The organism is Kineococcus esterisolvens, assembly GCF_050871405.1.
Taxonomy (GTDB): domain Bacteria; phylum Actinomycetota; class Actinomycetes; order Actinomycetales; family Kineococcaceae; genus Kineococcus.
Map to the genome: position 1 here is coordinate 89,914 of NZ_JBJLRI010000004.1, position 19,150 is coordinate 109,063.

Below are 19,150 nucleotides of genomic sequence, written 5' to 3' on the forward strand. Positions count from 1 at the left end.
CTGAATGGCACTGAACGACGCCGCGACCCTCATCGTCGGGGCCGGCAACTACCTGACCGCCCCCACGGGCACGGCCCTGCCGACCGACCTGACCGCCCCGCCCTCCCCGTGGGAGAACGTGGGCCACACCTCGCTGGAGGACATCTTCGGCATCACGTCCGAGGGCGGCGAGGCCACCACGATCGGCACGCTCCAGAACTCCGCGCTGCGCACCAAGTACAGCGCCCGCACGGAGACGCTGACCTTTACCCTCCAGCAGTTCGATGAGCCGGGCCTGAAGCTCTACTACGGCTCGAACATGGAGGTCCTGGCGGACGGCACCCTGGGCGTTCCGCAGAACCCGACTCCCACCGAGGCCGCATTCCTCGCGGTCTTCCTCGATGGCGCGAACGTGTTCGCCTTCTACGCGCCCAAGGCGGAAATCTTCCGCGCCGACGACCTGTCCATCTCGGACACCGAGTCGCTGGCCGGGATGCCGCTGGGCGTCAAGCCGCTGGTGATGAGCCCGAACAAGTGGGCCTACGCGGTGACCCCGCTCGGCTCCACCGCGACCACCCCGGCCGCCTGATCCGGCACTGACCACCTCCCCGGCGGCGCTGCGGACCCGCTGCCGGGGAGGTTCCCCTCCCGCTAGGTCCGCTCCCCACACACTTCAACCACGGAGGTCCGCACCCTCATGGCTAGCTTCTCCCTCGATGACATCCGCTCCGCCGCCGAGGCCCGGTACGCCAGCACCGACATCGACCTGGGCGGCGGCAAGACCGTCAGCCTGGTCAACCCGCTGCGCCTGTCCAAGGCCAAGCGCGACCGCTTCCGCGCCCTCCAGGAGGACCTGACCCGCGACGTCCCCGAGGGCGAGGAGGGACCGGACCAGGAGGAGATCCTGAAGGACGTCTTCCGCGTCGTCGCGCAGACCGAGGCGCAGGCTGAGCGCCTCATCAAGGCCCTCGACGGCGACCTCGCGCAGATGGTCCTGATCTTCGAGCGTTACGGCGAGGAGACCCAGCCGGGGGAAGCCTCGGCCTCGCAGGACTGATTGACGAGTACGGGGAGGGGCTGTACGCCGACCTGCGGTTCTACTACGGCATCGACCTCGGTGACGTGATCGCAGGGCGCGGCCCCTCCCCGGCACTGGTCGGTCTGCTCGTGCAGAGGCTACCCGACGACTCCCTGACCGCCGCCCTGGCGACGGGCGGGCGCGAGCACTTCGGGTGGGGCATCGACCGCCACCTGCTCGCTGACTTGTTCGACGCCCTCAACGCGAACACCCGGGCAACCGGGAACTGGGGCAAGGGCAAGGCTCCCAAGATCCCGCTGTGGCCTCGGCCCAAGCCGAAGGCCAAGAAGCAAGAGGCGAAGAAGCCGTCCTCGGTGGCCGAGCTGTTCGCCAAGTTCCAACGGAGGTAGCCCATGCCCGCAGGCCAGGTGATCGGTCGCGTCTCTGTTCGGGTCCTCCCGGACACTGACGACTTCCGGCGTAAGGCCAAGAGTGACCTCGACAAGATCGAGAACAAGCTCAGCCCCATCAAGATCCCCACCAAGCTCGACATGAGCGGGGCGAGCCGTGAGTTCCTGACCGAACTCCAGAAGATCAACCAGCGGAACCGGAACTCGAACGCCCGCAAGATCCGCTTCCACTCGACCATCTCCACCGACGGGATGCGCGAGGAGATCACCCGGGCGATCCGAGCACTGGAGGCCCGCACCGCTGGCCGGCCAGTGAAGTTTAAGGCGGACGTGACGGCCAGTGTGACCGCCACGGAGATCGACCGCGAGTCGCTGAAGAACGTCCAGCGCGAGCTGGAGAAGTGGCGGGACGACAACTCTCCGCTGGAGATCGACGTCACGCTGAACTGGGTGGCCGGCTCGTCCAGCTACATCAACCAGCGGCTGAACTACCTGACGCGCCCGCGCACGGTGCACATCCTGCCGATGCTGGACAAGATCCAGACGGCCAAGGTGGCGACCGCGCTGGCGGCCCTGTCGGGCCTGCGGTTCGTCAGCTCGACCCTGACCAACATCACGGACCTGTTCAAGAACCTGGACAAGAACGTGACGCTGATCGGCTCGCTGGCCCTCGCCATCGCTGGCCTGTCCGGCTGGGCGCTGTCGGCTACGGCGAACCTCGCCAGCTTGTCGTCCAGCCTGGCGCAGATCGGGCCGGCGGCTCTGGCCCTGCCCGGCATCTTCATGGGCTTCGGCCTGGGGCTCGGCGCCACGATCGCCGTGCTGAAGGACTTCAACGCGGTCCTCCCGAACATCGGCAAGAACTTCACCGACCTCCAGGACCGCATGAGCGAGTCCTTCTGGGCGGTGGCTCGCGGCCCGATGGCGAACATGCTGGACATCCTGCTGCCTCAGCTCAATGAGGGGCTGGAAACGACGGCGGCCTCGCTGGGCACCTGGTTCGGCGCGCTGTCGGACTCGATGGCGAAGCACCTGAACGGCGTCATGGTCCCGGCCTTCCAGGACCTCGCGGCCTCCATCGACATCGCATCGAGGGGGACGGACGCCTACACGAGCATCATCGCCACGCTGGGCACGACGGGCGCGGGCTACCTGCCCCAGCTCGCCCAGTGGTTCGTGGACATCTCGACCAAGTTCGACAACTTCCTGTCGGCCGCCGCTCAGGACGGCCGGCTCCAGGGGTGGATCGACCAGGGCATCTACAACCTCGGCCAGCTCGGCGGGGTCCTGTTCAACCTGGGCGGCATCCTCTCCGGTGTCGCTCGCGCGGCCACCGCTGCGGGCGCAACCACCCTCGGCACGCTGAACGACAAGCTCCAGCGGATGCACGAGATCGTGGACTCGCCTTCCTTCCAGACGGGTCTGACGAACGCCTTCACGGGCGCGCAGATGGCGATGGACAACATCGCCAACATCGCCGGCCCGTCGGTCACGAGGGCGTTCGAGAACATCGCCAACACCGCCCTGACGGTATTGCCCCTCGCGGGCACGGCGATCGGCACGCTGTTCGCCGCGATCGGCGACGTGCTGGCGAGCCCGGAGTTCTCGGCCGGCCTGACGGCCATGTTCGCGGGCATTGCCAATGCGGTGCGGACGCTCCAGCCGGCGATCGTCGCGCTGGCCCCGGCCTTCGGCGCCCTGGGCGAGACCTTCGGGGTGCTGGCGACGAGCTTCGCGCCCCTGCTGGCGACCGTCCTGGGCGCTTTGGGGCAGGCGTTCACTGCGCTGGCTCCGACGATCCAGGTCATCGTGCAGACGCTCTCGGGCGCCCTCCTGGGCGTGCTGACGGCCATCGCCCCGCTGTTCGTCACCGTGGCGAACGTCGTGGGCTCGGTCCTGCTGGCGGCCTTCACGGCGCTCCAGCCGGTGCTGCCGATCCTGGCGGACCTGTTCACGCAGATCGCCACGGTGCTCGGCGAGTTCGCCACGGCGGCCCTGCCGGTCCTGGCTCCGCTGCTGACAACGCTGGCGACGGCGTTCGTGCAGATCCTCGCCGCCGTGGCTCCGCTGCTGCCGGTGCTGCTGGAGCTGGTGGTCGCGGTGCTCACGCCGCTGCTGCCGATCATCACGCAGATCGTCACGGCGCTGGTGGGCATCCTCGTGCCGGCCATCGAGGCGCTGATCCCGGTCATCACGCAGATCGTGGAGGCGTTCGCCGCCCTGGTGAACTTCCTCATGCCGGTGCTCGCGCCGGCCCTGTCGCTCCTCGCCACGCTGCTCACCGACACGGTGGGCACGGCGATCGACGGCGTGGTCAATGTGGTGACGGGTGCGTTCGACATCATCCAGGGTGCCTGGAACATCTTCTCGGGGCTGTTCTCGGGCGACTGGTCGCAGATGTGGAACGGCGTCAAGCAGGTCGCCTCGGGCATCTGGGACGTGCTGAAGGGCGCGTTCGAGATCCTGGTGACGGTCGGCATCCTGGGCGTTGCCCGCAAGGGGCTGGCCGCGCTGAAGGGGTTCTGGGACAACATCTGGAACGCCATCAAGACGGCGGCCACCTCCGCGTGGACGGGGCTCAGGACGGCGTGGGACAACTTCCTGACGGCGCTGCGCACCGCGCCCAGCAACGCGCTGAGCGCGATCCGCAGGCTGTTCAGCGAGGCGTGGGACTCGATCCGCACGACCGCGACCTACGCCTGGACGCTCGTCAAGTCCGCCTTCACGACGGGCGTGAGCAACGTGCTGTCCACGGTGCGAGCACTGCCCGGCCAGGTTCGCTCGGCGCTGGGCAACCTGGGCAGCACGCTGGTGTCCGCCGGCCAGTCGCTGATCCGGGGCTTCATCAACGGCATCACGTCGATGATCGGCTCCGTTCGCTCCACCCTGTCGGACCTGACCTCCCGACTGACCTCGTGGAAGGGTCCCGAGTCCCTCGACCGCGTGCTGCTGGTGAATGCCGGCCAGCTCGTGATCGGCGGTTTCGTCAAGGGCCTGGAGTCCCGCTACGGCGAGGTGCGCAAGTCCCTCCAAGGGCTGACGCGCGAGGTCGGCAACTGGGACGTCGAGGGGCCGAACGTCGGCTCCCTGGGCTCCCGCATCTCCGGGATCGTGGACGGTTCCGACGTCGAGGGCGTGCAGGTGCGCGTCCTTCAGTACAACGCTGCCCCGAACAACTCCATCGACTCGTTCGAGGACCTGTTCACGGCAGCCAACCGATCGAGGATGGTGGCCTGGTAATGCCGACACTCCGCCTGGAGTCCGAGCTGGACACCCTGGATCTCGACGGTATCGCCAGCACCGGGCAGGGCGTCCAAGCTCTGTCCGGTGCTGGCGGCTTCGGCCTGCCGCAGGTGAGCGTGCAGTGGCTGGAGGGCGCCGGGGACGGCGCCACGTACCGGGGCCGGCGCGTCCTCCCCCGGGACATCGACCTGCCCCTGTTCTTCCAGGCGCATGACCGCGCCGGGCTCCAGGACCTGCTGTCCCGGTTCGCCCGCATGATGGCCGGTCGCTGCACTCTGCGGCTGATCGAGGACGACGGCTCCGACTGGAGCACCACCGTCTACCGGATCGGCGGCGGCGACTACGTGTACGGCGCCGACACGATCGGCGAGACGGAGTTTCAGACCACCGTCACGCTGCGGGCCGGTGACCCCTACTGGACCAGCTCCCGGGCGATCCGGCAGGAGATCACCAACCGTGGCGCCGGGCGCGGCCTGCTGGGTGGCTCGCTCATGAAGTTGGCGATCTCGTCCTCGCAGGCGGTGGGCGAGGTGCAGATGGAGAACCCCGGGGACGCGGAGGCGTACCCCGTGTGGACGGCTCGCGGTCCCGGTCGGGACCTGAAGGCCATCTCATCCACGGGCCAGGGGTTCGAGTGGCTGGGCACGTTGGCGGCCGGCGAGACGCTGACCATCGACACGAAGACGGGCCTGGTGCAGGACGACAAGGGCCAGAACCGCTACGAGGAGCTGGCCCCCTCGCCTCGCCTGTGGACTGTCCCTCCGGGGATCTCGATGGCAACCATCTCGATGCAAGACGTGGACGGCAGCTCGCTGATCGTCGCCCAGTGGCGACCCCGGAAGTGGATGGTGGTGTGACGTGCGCCTGGATGACCTGACGATCGAGGTCCGCGACAAGCAACTGCGCAGGCGGGGCCTGATCCTGCCGCACGAGCTGGACTTCCAGGTCACGGGCGAGTTCAACAACGTGACGTCGTGGACGATGAAGCTGCCGGTGGAGCATCCGCTGGCGGACGACCTGCGCAGCCCCGGCGCGGGCATCATCGTCACGACGCCGCAGGACGTGCTGTTCTCGGGGCCGGTCATCAAGCCCGAGTGGGCCAGCACGGTGACCGACCCCGGGGGCACCGTCACCTACGAGGGCGTGGACGACACCGTGCTCCTCGCCGACGCCCTGGCCCTGCCGGACCCGACCAACCCCGACCTCGCCAAGCAGACCCTCGCCCACGACATCCGCGAGGGGACGGTCGAGGACATCATGCACGGCTTCGTGCGGGCCAACATCGGCCCCGGTGCGCCGGCCGCCAGGCGCGAGGGGAACTTCTTCCAGTACGTCGTGAACGGCCCCTCGCTGGGGCGTGGGCCGGTGACCAAGAAGTCCGCCCGCTTCCCCGTGCTGGGCGACCTGCTCGCCGAGCTGGCGATCACCGCCAGCCTGGGCTTCCGCATCGTGCAGCGCGGCGCCCAGCTCGTGTTCGAGACCTTCGAGACCCGCGACCTGTCCCGCCGCATCCGCCTGGACGTCTACAACAACACCCTGTCCGCGCAGAAGGTGGCCCAGTCCGGCCCCGGCGTGACACGGGTGCTGGTAGCCGGCCAGGGCGAGCTGACCGACCGCGCCTTCCTCTACGCCTACAACGACGCCTCCGTGGCGGGCGAGGCGGAGTGGGGCCGGCGCGTCGAGCGGTTCGTGGACCAGCGGCAGACCGACGACCCCGACGAGTACAAGCAGGCCGCCGAGGAGGCCCTGGCCGAGGACGGCTTCTCCGCCGTGACCGCGCAGGCGGTGCCGATGGAGGACTCGGCGATGGAGTACGGCCGAGACTGGGCGATGGGCGACATCGTGACGGTCGTGGTCGAGGGGCGCGAGCTGCAAGCCCTGGTGAGCGGCTACGCCATCAAGGCCGACAGGGAGGGGTTCCGCCTGGGCGCGGTGCTCGGCGACACCTCCGCCTTCGATGACCAGACCGCACTCCAGAAGCGCGTAGGCCGCGTGGAGAACCGAGTTTCCGCCCTGGAGCGGAACACCGAGCTGACGAACATCGCCACGAAGACCGTCGAGACGGCGATGGTGATGCAGATGATGGGAGCGTGGTAGCCGATGGCGATGCCCAAGACGTTCTGGCGCGGGCAGGCGTCGTCTGGCACCTGGGTCACTGCCGTGGTGCCCGGCGACAAGCTGTGGGTCATCACGAACATCGCCCTGACGAACACCGGGAGCAGCGACATCACGGCGTTCGTGCACCTGGACGGAACCCCCCTGGTGAGCGGGCTGCTCATCAAGCCGCAAAAGCTGTTCGCGCTCGACGTCAAGCAACCCCTGGAGGCGGGCAAGAACCTGCGGGTCGCCTTCCAGGGGTCCGGCGTGATGGCCGGCCATGTAGCAGGAGTGGAGATGAACGTCGATGGGAGCTAGTTTCCCCGCCCCGGTCCCCGGGCAGTACCCGCCGATGGCCTTCGCTCGGCGGCGCATCGCCGTGGCGACCAGCATCCCCGATGCGGTGAGCACGCAGTTGCTGTGGGACGTGGACTCGGACCACCGTGGCGACATCATCACCGACCCGGCGGGAATCCGGGTGACCATCGGCGGCATCTACATCATCACCGCGACGCTGCGCTGGCTTGCCGGCGCCCCGGGCGAGCGGTACTTCAACGTCATCCGCGACACCAACCGCAACGACCGCCTCGCGCACGCTGGCGGGTCCTACGACGGCGCTGCGCCGGTCACCCTGAACCTCTCGGCCGTGGTGTCGATGGAGGCGGGCGACTCGGTGCTGGCCTACGCCTACCAGAAGACCGGCGGCCCGCTTGGGCTGGACCTGGCGTTCTCTGGCCCCCTTCTTGCGGTCGGCCTGATCCGACCCTTCGACTGACCCCAGGAGACTTCATGGCAATCACCGGCTACCCGTTCGACGGGCAGGACAGCACCGAGGACCAGTACACCCTGCTGTTCCGGGAACTCCAGGACTCCGGGGTGGCCGACAGCTACGCCTCGTCCGGGTTCGAGGTCACTGCGGACAGCACCGGCATGTTCGTGACGGTCAAGCCCGGGTTCGCTCTGCTGCGCGGGCACGCGGTGCGGTCGACCTCGGTGGAGGTTGTGGACATCGGGCCGGCCAGCTCGTCCAACCGCATCGACCGGGTGGTGCTGCGCCTGGACCCGGCGCAGAACTCCATCGTCCTCGCGGTGGTGCAGGGCATCCCCGGCGCCTCGGCCCCGGCCCTGACGCAGACCGACACGGGCGTGTACGAGCTGCCGCTGGGCAAGCTGACCGTCCGGGCGGGCTCGGGCGTGATCGCGCCCAGCGACGTCGCGGATGATCGGCGCTTCGTCGGCCACCACGTCGGGGTGTGGTCCACGGGCACGCGCCCGAGCAGCCCCCGCAGGGGCAAGATCGGGTTCAACGTGACCCGGGGCACCTGGGAGTTCTGGACCGGCAACGAGTGGGGCGACATCACCCGCTCGGGCACGATCTACTGGGACCAGATCCAGAACCCGCCCTACGCCTACACGCCGAAGCAGCACAAGCACACCTGGGCGGACATCGAGGGCACTCCCCCGTCGATGACTCCGGGCGCACACCGCCACAACGCGCGGGACATCGACTACCGGCCGATCCCGGACCCGACCATCCAGACCACGGTGGACGACGAGATTTGGCGCCTGTGGTTGCAGGTGAACAACAACCTCGCACCCCGGAACCACAACCACGACGACCGCTACTGGCTGCGCAGCGAGTCCCCGGGCTCGGCCACGAACTACAACCAGACGGTGCGCCGGGCGGACGGCACCGACCGCGCCCACACGCACACGCCGGCCGGCTCGGGCTGGTTCTCCGTGTGGGTGGACGGCAACCGCGACTTCTGCCACAACACCTCCTCGCGTCGCTACAAGAAGAACATCCGGGACTACCCGATCGACCCGGCCAACGTGCTCGCGCTGCGCCCCGTCGCCTACGACCGCAAGGACGTGGTGGACGAGGAGACGGGCAAGGTCACGCCGGGCCGCACCAATGAGTTCGGCCTGATCGCTGAGGAGGTCGCCGAGACGCTGCCCGAGATCGTCCAGTGGCTCGACAAGGGCGACGGCGAGGGCGAGCAGATCGAGGCCATCAACTACGAGCTGCTGAGCGTGGCGCTGCTGTCCGTCGTGAAGGACCAGGAGAGCCGCCTCGCGCGCCTGGAGCGCGCCCTGGAGGGCCAGCTCGCTGACTGAGATAGGAGTGTGAGAGTGTGAGCAGCGCCGCAGATCGCGGCTGGCCCGTCGCCCGATTGGGCAGCAGCCAGCTCACCGCCGTCGCCAAGCCGAACCCGACCCAGCGCGAGCTGGAGGCGGGTGTGTTGAAGGTGCCGGGCATCCAGCTCAACCTGCGCAACGAGGTGGCCCCGCTGTTCCGGGCCTTCATCGTCAAGCTGGACGAGGCGCGCAGGCGGGACGGGCGCAGCCCGGTCACCTCCGGTGGCGGCTACAACTTCCGCGCGGTGCGGGGCTACGAGAGCAAGTGGGCCAGCACGGGCGACCCCCGCTACCTGAGCAACCACTCCTGGGGCCTGGCAGCCGACCTGTGCGTGGCGACGAACCCGATGGGCAGCCCGCTGCGCACGGACATGCCGGCCGACACCCGCGAGATCGCCGCCTCCTGCGGCCTCCAGTGGGGCGCCGAGTGGTCGCGCCCAGACCCCATGCACATCGAGTTCGTCGGCACCCCCGCAGAGGCTGCGGAGTGGGCTCGCCGGCTAGAGGAGGAGGACTTCTTGTCCGCTGACGCCATCGCCAAGATCAACGCCATCCACGACGAGCTGTTCAAGCGTCACGCCAACCGCACGGGCGACCCCGGCGCGGACGGCGTGGACACGATGGCCGGCTACGCCATCAACGCCGACGGCTACGGCTACAGGCTGGAGCACCTGTTGCGCGACCCGCAGCCGTCCCGGGTGGCCGGCTCCGACGTGACGCTCTCGCCCATCGACGCGCTCTACAACATCGACGCGGCGACCTTCCGCACCGAGCAGCGCATCGCGGGCCTGGACGCGGGGCTGAAGTCCCTCGCCGACCTGCTGGCCGCCCGGGTGACCGGCCTGACCTCCGAGCAGGTGCTCGCCACCGTCCGCGAGGCCATCGAGGAGGCCGTCGTGAAGGTCGACGTCTCCGTCACCCAGCCCTCGCCCCCGACGCCCCCGGTCGCCATCGGGGAGACCACGAAGGAGTCCGCATGAACAGCGTCCTGATGACCGCCGCCTTCTGGATCGCCACGGGCGAGCGGGCGGTGAAGACCTTCGCCCAGTCCGCCGTGGCCCTGCTGACGGGGGGCTACACCGGCCTGCTGGATGTCGACTTCAAGGCCCTGCTGTCCATCGCCGGGCTCGCCACGCTGGTCTCGGTGCTCACCAGCATCGCCTCCGTGGGCGGCCCCGTGGGCGGCAAGAAGGACGAGCAGCCCACCTACGTGATCGGCGGGCATGTCGTGCCCGAGGCCACCTACGGCGAGCCCGAGCTGGTCGACCAGGTGGACACCACCCCGCCCCTGAGCGCGAGCGTGGCGTGAGGCGGCGACTCGGGAGCCGACGGGAGCGGCTGCTGTTCCGGCTCCCGTCGTCGCTGCTGTCCGCCCCGTTCGAGGTCTTCGCGGCCGTCTCCTCGCTGGTGCTCGGCGCGACGATCCTGCTGGGCATGACGCGCCCGGAGTCGCTGCACACCCTGCTCCCCGGCCTCGTGGTCGGGGTGTGGGGCGGAGCCCTCGTGCTGGGCTCCGTGACGCTCCTGGCGGGCCTGGTGAGGCGCGACCCCGAGCCGCCCTTCATGGCGGCCGGCCTGCGCCTGCTAGGCGGCCTGTACGGCATCTACGCCGTCGCCCTGCTCGCCGTGGCGGGCTTCCACGACGCCGCCCAGGTGGCCGGCAGTCAGCTCACCATCGCCGCCCTGTCGTTCTACAGGGCCTTCCAGCTCCGCACCGTCTCCGACGTGGGAGATCGCATCCACGAGGAGGCTTAGCCGTGGTGAAGGACGTCCTGACGCCCCTCCTGGTGGCCCTGATCGGCGCGGGCCTGCTCAACTTCGTCCGCGACGGCATCAAGGCCCTGCGGGCGCGCCGGGAGCGGGACTCCACCGCCGGACGGCAGGCCGCACACGTCAGCGCGGTGGACCAGTCCCTCCTGGTGGTCGTCAAGGCCCGGGACGAGCTGGCTGAGGACAATGAGAGACTGCGCGCCATGCTTGCGCAGGAACGACAGGGCAGGGCCGAGGACAACGAGCGGGCCGCCGCCCGAGAGCGCGCCTACCGCGAGGAGATCGAGGCCCTGGAGACCCGGGTGCGCGCGATCCTCTCCGAGCTGGAGGCCCTGCGCACCCGGCACGCCCCTGGAGATTGACCCACCGCAGACACCGGCCCCCCGGCTAGGCATCACGCCTGGCCGGGGGGCCTTTTTGCGTTGTCTCGCAACGGATTCCCGGGCACTCATTATGCCCCCAAATGGCATACGGTGAACAGGACGGTCACCGGCAGCACGCCGAACACGACCGGGACGAGCATGCGAACCTCGCGCCGGCCACCCTCCTCCAGCAGCCGCCGCCGCTGCGCCTCGCGGGCGTCGACGGCCTGGGCGCGCAGCACCGCGGCCAGCGGGCTGCCCGTCTCCACGGCCACCGCCAGCCCGTCGGTGAACCGGCCCAGCGCCGCCACGCCCAGCCGGTCCGCGGTCGCCGTCAGCGCCTCCACCAGCGGCGAGCCGGTCCCGACGTCCGCCAGCGCGCGGCGCAGGTCCGCAGCCAGCGCGCCACCACCGGTGGCCACGCGCGCCAGCGCCGCCGCGACGCCCTCCCCCGCCCCCACCGACAGGGCCAGCAGTTCCGCGACGGCCGGCAGGTCCTCCTCCACCTCCGCCCGGCGCCGGCGCACGGCCCGCGCCAGGGCGGCGTCGCGCAGCAGCGCCCCGGCCAGGCTCCCGCCCACCAGCAGCCCCAGCGCGGCCGGCGCCGTCAGCGACCCGCGCACCGCCGCCGCGGCGCACAGCAGCGCAGCGGCGCCCGCACCACCCAGCGCCCACAGCACCTGCTCGGCGCGGTGCTGCGCCACCTCCCGCTCGGGGTCCAGCACGTCCAGACGGGCCCGCACCGTCGCGGAGGAGCCCAGCACGGCCCCGCAGGCGCCCGCAGCGGCCTCCAGCGACCGCCGGGCCGCCGCGCGCCAGCCGCGCCCGGCCGGGCGCGACAGGTACGGGGCGATGCGCGCCTCCAGCGACGGGGTGCGCCGCAGCGGCACCCCCAGCAGCACCAGCGCTCCCCCGGCACCGCCCAGCAGACCCAGCAGCGCGCCGGTCGCCGCCGGCGTCACGCGCTCACCCGCCGCGGCTCGGGCAGGCGCCCCAGCCGCACCATCAGGCGGTACGACACCGCGGTCGCCACGGCACCCCCGCCGAGCACGACGGCTCCGGCGGGCGTGTCGTACGCCTCCAGCGCCCCCGGGCGGGTGGCCAGCAGCGCCAGCACCAGCCACGGCGCCGCCGCCGCCAGCCGCGCGGCCGACACCGTCCAGCTCTGCCGCGCCAGCAGCTCCCCGCGAGCGCGCTGGTCCTCGCGCAGGTACGCCGACAGGGTGCGCAACGTCCCACCCAGGTCGCTGCCGCCGACCTGGCGCGTCATGCGCAACGTCGCAGCCAGCCTGTCGAACACCGGGTCGGCCAGCTCCTCGCGCAGGTGCGCCAGCTCCACCTCGAACGCGCCGCTGGCCCGGTACCCGGCCGCGAACGCCGCGAACGCCGGGCGCAGGCGCTGCGGACCGCGCACGGCCAGCGCGCACACCGCGTCCGGCAGGGCCGCGCCCGCGCGCACCGCCGAGGCCAGGGCGTCCACCGCGTCGGGCCACTCCTGCGCCCGCCCGGCACGCCGGCGCCGCACCCGCGAACGCACCAGGAGCACCGGGGCCGCCGCCCCCGCCGCGGCTGCGGGCAGCGCCGCGACCACCGCACCGGTCAGCGCGGACGCCAGCAACGACCCCGCGGCGGCGCACAGCACGCACACCAGCACCAGGACCGCCGGGGGGAGCGCGGCCAGACCCGCCGCGTCCAGCGCCCGGCGCACCCGCCGAGGACGGGCGCTCGCCGCGGCACGGGGTGCGCGCTCCCAGCACGACCACCACGCGCAGAAGACCCCCGCCCCCAGCAGGCCACCCGCCAGGACCCCGCCCGAACCGCCCACCTCAGCCCCTCCCGGACAGCAGGGCGGACAGGTCGAAACCTGCGCGCGCGAACCGCTCGCGGTGCGGCGGCCAGCCCGCCTCGCGCAGCAGCGGCGAACCGGCGTCCGCCGCGCGGCGGAACAGCGGCGCGGTCTCCACCACGCCGCCCTCCACCCGCCCGGTCACGGCCAGCACCTCCTCCACCCGGCGGCGGCCGCCGGCGTCCGCCGCGGCGTGCACGACGAGGTCCACCGAGGAGGCCACCGCCGGCACCACGAAACCGCTCGTGACGTTCTGGCCGGCCAGCAGCGGCAGCGTGCACATCTTCGCGACCGCACCCGCGGCGGAGTTCGCGTGGATCGTCGCGGCTCCCGGCAACCCGGAGTTCAGGGCGACCAGCAGGTCCAGGCTCTCCTCCTGCCGGACCTCGCCCACCACGAGGCGGTCCGGGCGCATGCGCAGCGCCTCCTTCACCAGCCGGCGCAGCGGAACCTCTCCACGCCCCTCCAGGTTCGGCTGCCGGCACTGCATGGCCACCACGTCGCGGGCTGCGACGTTCAGCTCGAACACCTCTTCGCACGTGACGATCCGCTGCTGCGGCGGGACGGCGCTCAGCAGGCAGTTCAGCAGGGTCGTCTTGCCCGCCTGCGTCGCCCCGCTGACCAGGACGTTCAAGCCGGACGCGACGGCGGCGGCGAGGAACCGCGCCGCCTGCTCCGACAGGGAACCCAGCGCCACCAGGTCCTCCAGGCGGCGCGCGCGGGCGACGAACCGCCGGACGTTCACCGCCCAGTGCCGGCGGGTGATGTCGGGGATGACCACGTGCAGGCGCGAACCGTCCGGCAGGGAGGCGTCCACGAACGGGCTGGACAGGTCCACGCGACGGCCGGTGCTGGCGAGCATCCGCTCCACCAGCTCCGCCACCGCGTCCTCCTCCAGGATCGTCGTGGTGAGTTCCGCCACGCCGTCGCGGGCGACGAACACCTTGCCGGGCTCGTTGATCCAGATCTCCTCGACGTCGGGGTCGTCGAAGTAGCGCTGCAGCGGCCCGTACCCCGACACCGCGGCGACGACCGCGCGCACCGCCGCATCGCGGTCGGCCAGGAACGGCAGGGAACCGTCCAGCGAGCGCAGGTCGTACCCGGTGACGGCCTCGTCCACGAGGGCGCGAAGCTCGCCCGGGGTGGCGCGGAAACCCCCGGCGGAGATGCGGCGGCGCAGTTCCACCCGCACCTCGTCCTCGACCAGCCGCACGGCGTCCACGCGCACACCCCCTCCCGGGACCGGAACCGCGCGGAACCCCTCCGCGCCCGGTCACGGTAGGCAGGGGCCACGGCGGGCGTCCGGGGGATGTGGACAACCCCGCGGGCCGTCGCGGGCTGTGGACGGTGGGGGCCCGGTGCGCCGCGGGGAGCACCCTGCCGGGGTGCGCCTGCGCTTCACCGTCGTCGGCGTCGGCGACCCGGCGGGCACCGACGTCCTCGTCGAGGCACCCGCCGGAACCCCGTTGTTCGCGGTGCGCGAGCGGCTGGAGGCCGTCACCGGTCCCTGGCCGGGGGTGCCCCGCGTCGCCGGCCGGGAAGTGGCGGACGGCGCGCTGGGCGCCGTCCCGCTGCTGCAGGGCGCCCTGGTGGACGTGAGCGCGCCGGCGCCGGCGGACGCCCCCGCCGGCCCTCCCCCGTCGGCGGGGGTGCCCGCCCCCGCGGTGAGGGTCGTGGTGGCCTCCGGCCCGGACGCCGGCGGCCGGTTCGACCTGCCACCGGGACGGCACGTCGTGGGCCGCGCCGGCGGACCGACCCGGTGCGCGCTGCCGCTGGCCGACCCCGGCGTCTCGCGCGCCCACGCCGTGCTCGACGTGGCCCCCGACGGGACCGTGGATCTGCGGGACAGCGGATCGCTCAACGGCACCGCGCTGCTGCTGCCGGGCAGGGCGCTCGACGTCGCGGACGCGCCCCGGCTGGAGCGCGGTGCCCGGGTCCGGGTGGGGGCCAGCGTCCTGCAGGTCGAACCGCCGGCCGTGGAGGGCGCCGAGGTCCGTCCGGACGGCTGCGGTCACCTCCTGCTGCACCGGGCGCCCCGCTGGAGCGCGGCGCCCGCCGGACCCGGCGGCGGGGTGCTGCGCTGGCCGCGGCCGGCTCCCGCCCGCGAGCTGCCCGGTGTGCCGTGGCTGGCGCTGCTGGTGCCGCTCGGCGTGTCCGTGGTGCTGGCGCTGGCGTGGTCGCCGCTGTCGCTGCTGCTGGGCGTGGCCTCCCCGCTGCTCGTGGGCGGGCAGTGGTGGTCGCAGCGCCGGCGCGCTCGCGCAGAGGGGCGACGGGACGCCGCCGCCGGCGCAGCGGCCCGTGAACGGGTGCGCGCCGCCCACGCCGGAGTCCTCGCGGCCGAGCACCACCGGCTCCACGAGGCCGCCCCGGGTCCCGCCGAGGTGCTCGCCCAGGCCGCCGGCCGTGGTGTCCGCCTGTACGAGCGGACCCGCAGCTCCTCCGACGCGCTGGTGCTGCGCGTCGGGCTCGGCCGCACGCGGGTCGAGGGCGCCGTCGTGCGCGAGGAGGGCACCGGCGCCGACCCCGGTGCAGGGGGCGCTGCGGCCGAGGAGCCGCCCGGCGCCGACCTCGACGACGTCCCCGTCACGGTGGACCTCACCACCGGCCCGCTGGGCGTGGCCGGTCCCCGGGAGGAGGTGCTGGGGGTGGCGCGCCAGCTGCTGGGGCAGGTGGTGGCCTGGCACGGCCCCGGCGAGGTGGGCGTGGCCCTGGCCGGTGGCGGTGGGCGCGGGCCGTGGCGCTGGCTGCACCTGCTGCCCCACGCACGCGGCGACGCGCCGTGGGAGGCGCCCGGGAGCGCGGTGACCGCCGCCCTCGGCGCAGAGCTGGAGCGGCGGGTCCGCGGCGGCGGTGCGCGCGGCGGCACCGCCGGTGCCGCCGCGGCGCGCGCCGTGGTGCTGCTCGTCGACGGCGCCGCGGACCTGCGCGCCGACGCGGACCTGACCCGCCTGCTGCGCGCCGGGAGCGCCGAGGGCCTGCACGTGCTGTGCCTGGACCGCGACCGCACCCGCCTGCCCGCGGAGTGCACGGCGGTGCTGGACCTGACCGCCGGCCCCTGCGGCGAGGCGGTCCTGCACGGGACGGGCCCCGACGGCCCCCGCGGCCCCGTCGCGGTGCGCGCCGACGCCGTGGGGCCCACCTGGGCCGAGGAGCTCGCCCGCGCGCTGGCCCCCGTGCGCGACGCCGCCCCCTGCAGCACGGCGCAGGTGCCCCGGAGCGCCGGGCTCCTGGAGCTGCTGGGCCCGCCGGGTGCGCTGGACCCGGCGGTCCTGGTGCGCACGTGGGAGCAGCGCGCGCCCGGTGCCGTGGCGGTGCTGGGCGCCGGGGCGTCGGGCCCCTGCCGCCTGGACCTGGTCGCCGACGGCCCGCACGTGCTCGTCGCGGGCACCACGGGCTCGGGCAAGTCTGTGCTGCTGCAGGCGCTCGTCACGAGCCTGGCGCTGCAGGCGCCGCCGGACGCCGTGCGCTTCGTGCTCGTGGACTACAAGGGCGGTGCGGCCTTCGCGGGCTGCACGGGGCTGCCGCACGTGGCCGGGCTGGTCACCGACCTCGACGAGCACCTCGCGCAGCGCGTGCTGCGCAGCCTGCGCGCGGAGGTGCGCCGCCGCGAGGGCGTCCTGCGCGCCGCGGGGGCGGCCGACGTGGCGGACCTGCCGGCGTCCTCGCCCGCGGCGGCTGCCGCACCCCGCCTGGTGATCGTCGTGGACGAGTTCCGCGTGCTGGCGCACGAGCTGCCGGAGTTCGTCGACGGGCTGGTGCGGCTGGCCGCCGTGGGACGTTCCCTGGGCCTGCACCTGGTGCTGGCCACGCAGCGGCCGGCGGGCGTGGTGAGCCCGGAGATCCGGGCGAACACCAACGCGCGCATCGCGCTGCGCGTGCAGGACCGCGCCGACGCGGAGGACGTCGTCGGCGACGCGGCACCGGCGGCGATCAGCGAAGCGACCCCGGGCCGGGCCGTGCTGCGCCGCGGCTCGCGCGGGCTGGAGGTCTTCCAGACCGCGCTGCTGCGCACGGGCGGCGACCCGGCCGCGGTCCACGTGCGGCCCGCAGACGGCGACGAGGGGTGCGCCGACCGCAGCGGCGCCGGCCCGGGCGGGCGGGCCGCACCGGTGGACGCGCTGAAGGACGTGGTGGCGGCCGTGCGCGCCGCGACCACCCTGCGCGCCCGGCCCGTGCCGCCCGGCCCGTGGTTGCCGCCGCTGCCGGCGCACGTGCCGACGGCGCGACTGCCGGACCCGCCGCCGGCCCCCGGCACGCTGCAGTGGGGGCTGCTGGACCTGCCCGACGAGCAACGGCGCGCGAGCGCCGGCTGGGACCTGGCCGCCGGCGGCCACCTGCTCGCGGTCGGCACCGTGCGCAGCGGCCGCAGCACGCTGCTGCGCGCGCTGGCGGCGGCGGCCGCGGTCCAGGACGCGGAGGTCAGCGTCCTGGACGGCGGCGGTGCGCTGGCCGACCTGGCGGACCTGCCGCACGTGGGCTCGGTCGTGGGCGGCACGGAGCCGTGGCGGGCGGGACGGCTGCTGCAGCGCCTCACCGAGGAGGTGCAGCGACGGCGGGAGCTCTTCGCGCGCCTGGGGGTGAGCGACCTGGCCGGGGCGCGGCGGGCACCGGGGGCGGGGCCGCTGCCGCACCTGGTGCTGCTGGCGGACGGGTGGGACGGCTGGGCCGCCCACCTGGCGGCGGTGGACCTGGGCGCACCGGTGGACGCCTTCCACCGCCTGCTGCGCGAGGGCAGCGCCGCCGGGGTGCGCATCGCCCTCACGGGGGACCGGGGACTGCTCACCGCCCCGGCGGCCGCCGCCGCGGCCGAGGTGGTGCTGCTGCGGCTGGCGGACCGTGCCGACGCGGCGCTGGTGGGCGTGTCCGCTCGCGAGGTGCCCGTGCTGCAGCCGCCGGGGCGCGGGCTGCTGGTGCGCGACCGGACCGCGCTGGAGGTGCAGGTCGCCCTCCCGGCGGCGCCCGCGACCGCCCACCGCGTCAGCGGCCCGGGAGCGGCGGTGCGGGTGCGGGCGCTGCCGTCGTCCGTGGCGCTGGAGGACCTGCCCGCGCCCGGCGGCACGAGCGTGCCGCTGGGCGTGGGTGGGGACGACGCCGCGCCGGTGCGGGTGGACCTGGCGGGCGGGGTGCTGGTGTGCGGGCCGGCCCGCAGCGGGCGCACCACCGCTCTGCGGACTCTCGCGGCCTCGCTGGCCCGCCGCACCGCGCCGCCGCCGGTCGCCGTCGTCACGGCCGACGCCGGCGCTCCGGGGTCCTACCCCGGCGCCGCCTGGACGGGGCTGGACGACGCCGCCGGCCTGCAGCGGGTGCTGTCGGTCCCCGGGGCCGTCGTGCTCGTCGACGACGCCACCCGCCCGCTGCCGGCACCGGTGGAGGACCTCCTCGCGGCGGTGGCGCGCGGCGGGGCGGGCGGGTGCCTGCTGGTCGCGGCTGCGGACGGCGCCGAGGTCGCCGCCGCGTTCCGCGGCCTGCCGGCGGCGCTGCGCACGGCCCGCACGACGGTGCTCCTGGGCCGCGGTGGACAGGTGCCCGCCGACGTGCTGGGACGGCGCGCGGTGCTCGCGCCCGCCGCGGGTCCGGGTGCGGGCTTCGTCGTGGTGGACGGGGTGTGGACGGCGCTGCGGGTGGCCCTTCCTGGTGCCGGCGACGCGGCGCCTACGGTGGAGCGGTGAGCACCACCGAAGACACGGTCAACGCCCCCACGATCACCACCGCGCCGCCCGGCGTCCGGCTCCGGGAGGCGACGGCCGCGGACGGCGGAACCGTCGCGCAGCTCGTGCGTGAACTGGCCGAGCACGAGCACGAACCGCAGGCGGCCACGGCCACGGGCGAGGACTTCGCTCGCGCCCTGGAGGCCGGCGGCGTGGGGTGCCTGCTCGCCGAGGTGGACCGTCCCGACGGCGGGACCGAGGTGGCCGGTATGGCCCTGTGGTACACAACCTTCTCGACCTGGCAGGGCCGTCACGGGATGTGGCTGGAGGACCTCTACGTGCGCCCGGAGCACCGTCGGCGCGGCATCGCCCGGGCCTTCTTCGGGCGGCTCGGGGCCCTGTGCGCCGAGCGCGGCTACGGGCGGCTGGAGTGGTGCGTCCTGCACGGGAACACCTCCGCCCAGGCGTTCTACCGCACCCTCGGCGGCGCACCGCAGGACGAGTGGGCGCTCTGGCGGCTGGACGGCGAACGCCTGGCGCAGCACGGCGCGCCGGGGGCACCCACCAGATCGTGACGGACCGTCACGGTGCGGGCGCGCGGAGCGTGCGAAGCTGCACCGTGAGCGGCCGCCCGCTCC

17 protein-coding genes and 1 pseudogene are annotated in these 19,150 nt (G+C 73.6%); 15 read left to right on the forward strand and 3 right to left on the reverse strand.

The annotated features are described in order from the left end of the window. Nucleotides 1–4 precede the first annotated feature (4 nt). From ACRYR8_RS03065 to ACRYR8_RS03125, 13 genes and pseudogenes are all read left to right on the forward strand, one after another. Nucleotides 5–568 carry a phage tail tube protein gene (locus ACRYR8_RS03065; protein WP_432482594.1) on the forward strand — a complete coding sequence of 188 codons (564 nt, stop codon included), beginning with the start codon at nt 5–7 and terminating at the stop codon, nt 566–568. 108 nt (nt 569–676) lie between these two features. Next, nucleotides 677–1,036 carry a phage tail assembly protein gene (locus tag ACRYR8_RS03070; protein ID WP_432482595.1) on the forward strand — a complete coding sequence of 120 codons (360 nt, stop codon included), beginning with the start codon at nt 677–679 and terminating at the stop codon, nt 1,034–1,036. A gap of 65 nt (nt 1,037–1,101) precedes the next feature. Further along, entirely contained in the window at nt 1,102–1,407 is a 306-nt protein-coding gene (locus ACRYR8_RS03075; protein WP_432482596.1) for a hypothetical protein, read from the forward strand. A gap of 3 nt (nt 1,408–1,410) precedes the next feature. Then, on the forward strand, nt 1,411–4,647 hold the full coding sequence (locus ACRYR8_RS03080; RefSeq protein ID WP_432482597.1) for a phage tail protein: 3,237 nt from the start codon (nt 1,411–1,413) through the stop codon (nt 4,645–4,647). Then, on the forward strand, nt 4,647–5,507 hold the full coding sequence (locus ACRYR8_RS03085; protein WP_432482598.1) for a phage tail family protein: 861 nt from the start codon (nt 4,647–4,649) through the stop codon (nt 5,505–5,507). Before ACRYR8_RS03080 ends, ACRYR8_RS03085 begins: the two co-directional genes overlap by 1 nt. Before the next feature lies 1 nt (nt 5,508). Beyond that, complete coding sequence (locus ACRYR8_RS03090; RefSeq protein WP_432482599.1) at nt 5,509–6,747, forward strand: siphovirus ReqiPepy6 Gp37-like family protein; 1,239 nt, start codon at nt 5,509–5,511, stop codon at nt 6,745–6,747. Between the two features lie 3 nt (nt 6,748–6,750). Further along, a complete protein-coding gene (locus ACRYR8_RS03095) occupies nt 6,751–7,065 on the forward strand; it encodes a hypothetical protein (protein WP_432482600.1) in 315 nt (104 codons plus the stop codon). Between the two features lie 61 nt (nt 7,066–7,126). Then, entirely contained in the window at nt 7,127–7,522 is a 396-nt protein-coding gene (locus tag ACRYR8_RS03100) for a hypothetical protein (RefSeq protein WP_432482601.1), read from the forward strand. 14 nt (nt 7,523–7,536) lie between these two features. Next, nucleotides 7,537–8,865 (forward strand): tail fiber domain-containing protein, encoded by a 1,329-nt coding sequence (locus ACRYR8_RS03105; RefSeq protein WP_432482602.1) that lies wholly within the window; start codon nt 7,537–7,539, stop codon nt 8,863–8,865. A gap of 17 nt (nt 8,866–8,882) precedes the next feature. Then, nucleotides 8,883–9,866 carry a M15 family metallopeptidase gene (locus ACRYR8_RS03110; protein WP_432482603.1) on the forward strand — a complete coding sequence of 328 codons (984 nt, stop codon included), beginning with the start codon at nt 8,883–8,885 and terminating at the stop codon, nt 9,864–9,866. Between the two features lie 11 nt (nt 9,867–9,877). Continuing rightward, nucleotides 9,878–10,054: pseudogene (locus ACRYR8_RS03115) on the forward strand (holin); the annotation flags it as partial. Between the two features lie 137 nt (nt 10,055–10,191). After that, complete coding sequence (locus tag ACRYR8_RS03120) at nt 10,192–10,641, forward strand: hypothetical protein (RefSeq protein WP_432482604.1); 450 nt, start codon at nt 10,192–10,194, stop codon at nt 10,639–10,641. Between the two features lie 2 nt (nt 10,642–10,643). Continuing rightward, nucleotides 10,644–11,018 carry a hypothetical protein gene (locus ACRYR8_RS03125; protein WP_432482605.1) on the forward strand — a complete coding sequence of 125 codons (375 nt, stop codon included), beginning with the start codon at nt 10,644–10,646 and terminating at the stop codon, nt 11,016–11,018. A gap of 89 nt (nt 11,019–11,107) precedes the next feature. Here ACRYR8_RS03125 and ACRYR8_RS03130 read toward each other — a convergent pair whose 3' ends face one another. Genes ACRYR8_RS03130 through ACRYR8_RS03140 form a run of 3 tightly spaced genes read right to left on the reverse strand, consistent with a single transcriptional unit; the run spans nt 11,108 to nt 14,092 of the window. Next, nucleotides 11,108–11,980: a type II secretion system F family protein gene (locus ACRYR8_RS03130; protein ID WP_432482606.1), complete on the reverse strand. Its 873-nt coding sequence runs from the start codon at nt 11,978–11,980 to the stop codon at nt 11,108–11,110. After that, on the reverse strand, nt 11,977–12,843 hold the full coding sequence (locus tag ACRYR8_RS03135; RefSeq protein WP_432482607.1) for a type II secretion system F family protein: 867 nt from the start codon (nt 12,841–12,843) through the stop codon (nt 11,977–11,979). Before ACRYR8_RS03135 ends, ACRYR8_RS03130 begins: the two co-directional genes overlap by 4 nt. A gap of 1 nt (nt 12,844) precedes the next feature. Beyond that, the gene (locus tag ACRYR8_RS03140; RefSeq protein WP_432482608.1) at nt 12,845–14,092 is read right to left on the reverse strand and encodes a TadA family conjugal transfer-associated ATPase; all 1,248 of its coding nucleotides are present in this window, start codon (nt 14,090–14,092) and stop codon (nt 12,845–12,847) included. A 157-nt stretch (nt 14,093–14,249) separates the two neighbouring features. Between ACRYR8_RS03140 and ACRYR8_RS03145 the strand changes: the two genes are divergently transcribed. Further along, nucleotides 14,250–18,533 carry a type VII secretion EssC family protein gene (locus ACRYR8_RS03145; RefSeq protein WP_432482609.1) on the forward strand — a complete coding sequence of 1,428 codons (4,284 nt, stop codon included), beginning with the start codon at nt 14,250–14,252 and terminating at the stop codon, nt 18,531–18,533. Beyond that, nucleotides 18,530–19,087 (forward strand): GNAT family N-acetyltransferase, encoded by a 558-nt coding sequence (locus ACRYR8_RS03150; protein WP_432482610.1) that lies wholly within the window; start codon nt 18,530–18,532, stop codon nt 19,085–19,087. The genes ACRYR8_RS03145 and ACRYR8_RS03150 overlap by 4 nt, the downstream gene beginning before the upstream one ends. Nucleotides 19,088–19,150: the final 63 nt, after the last annotated feature.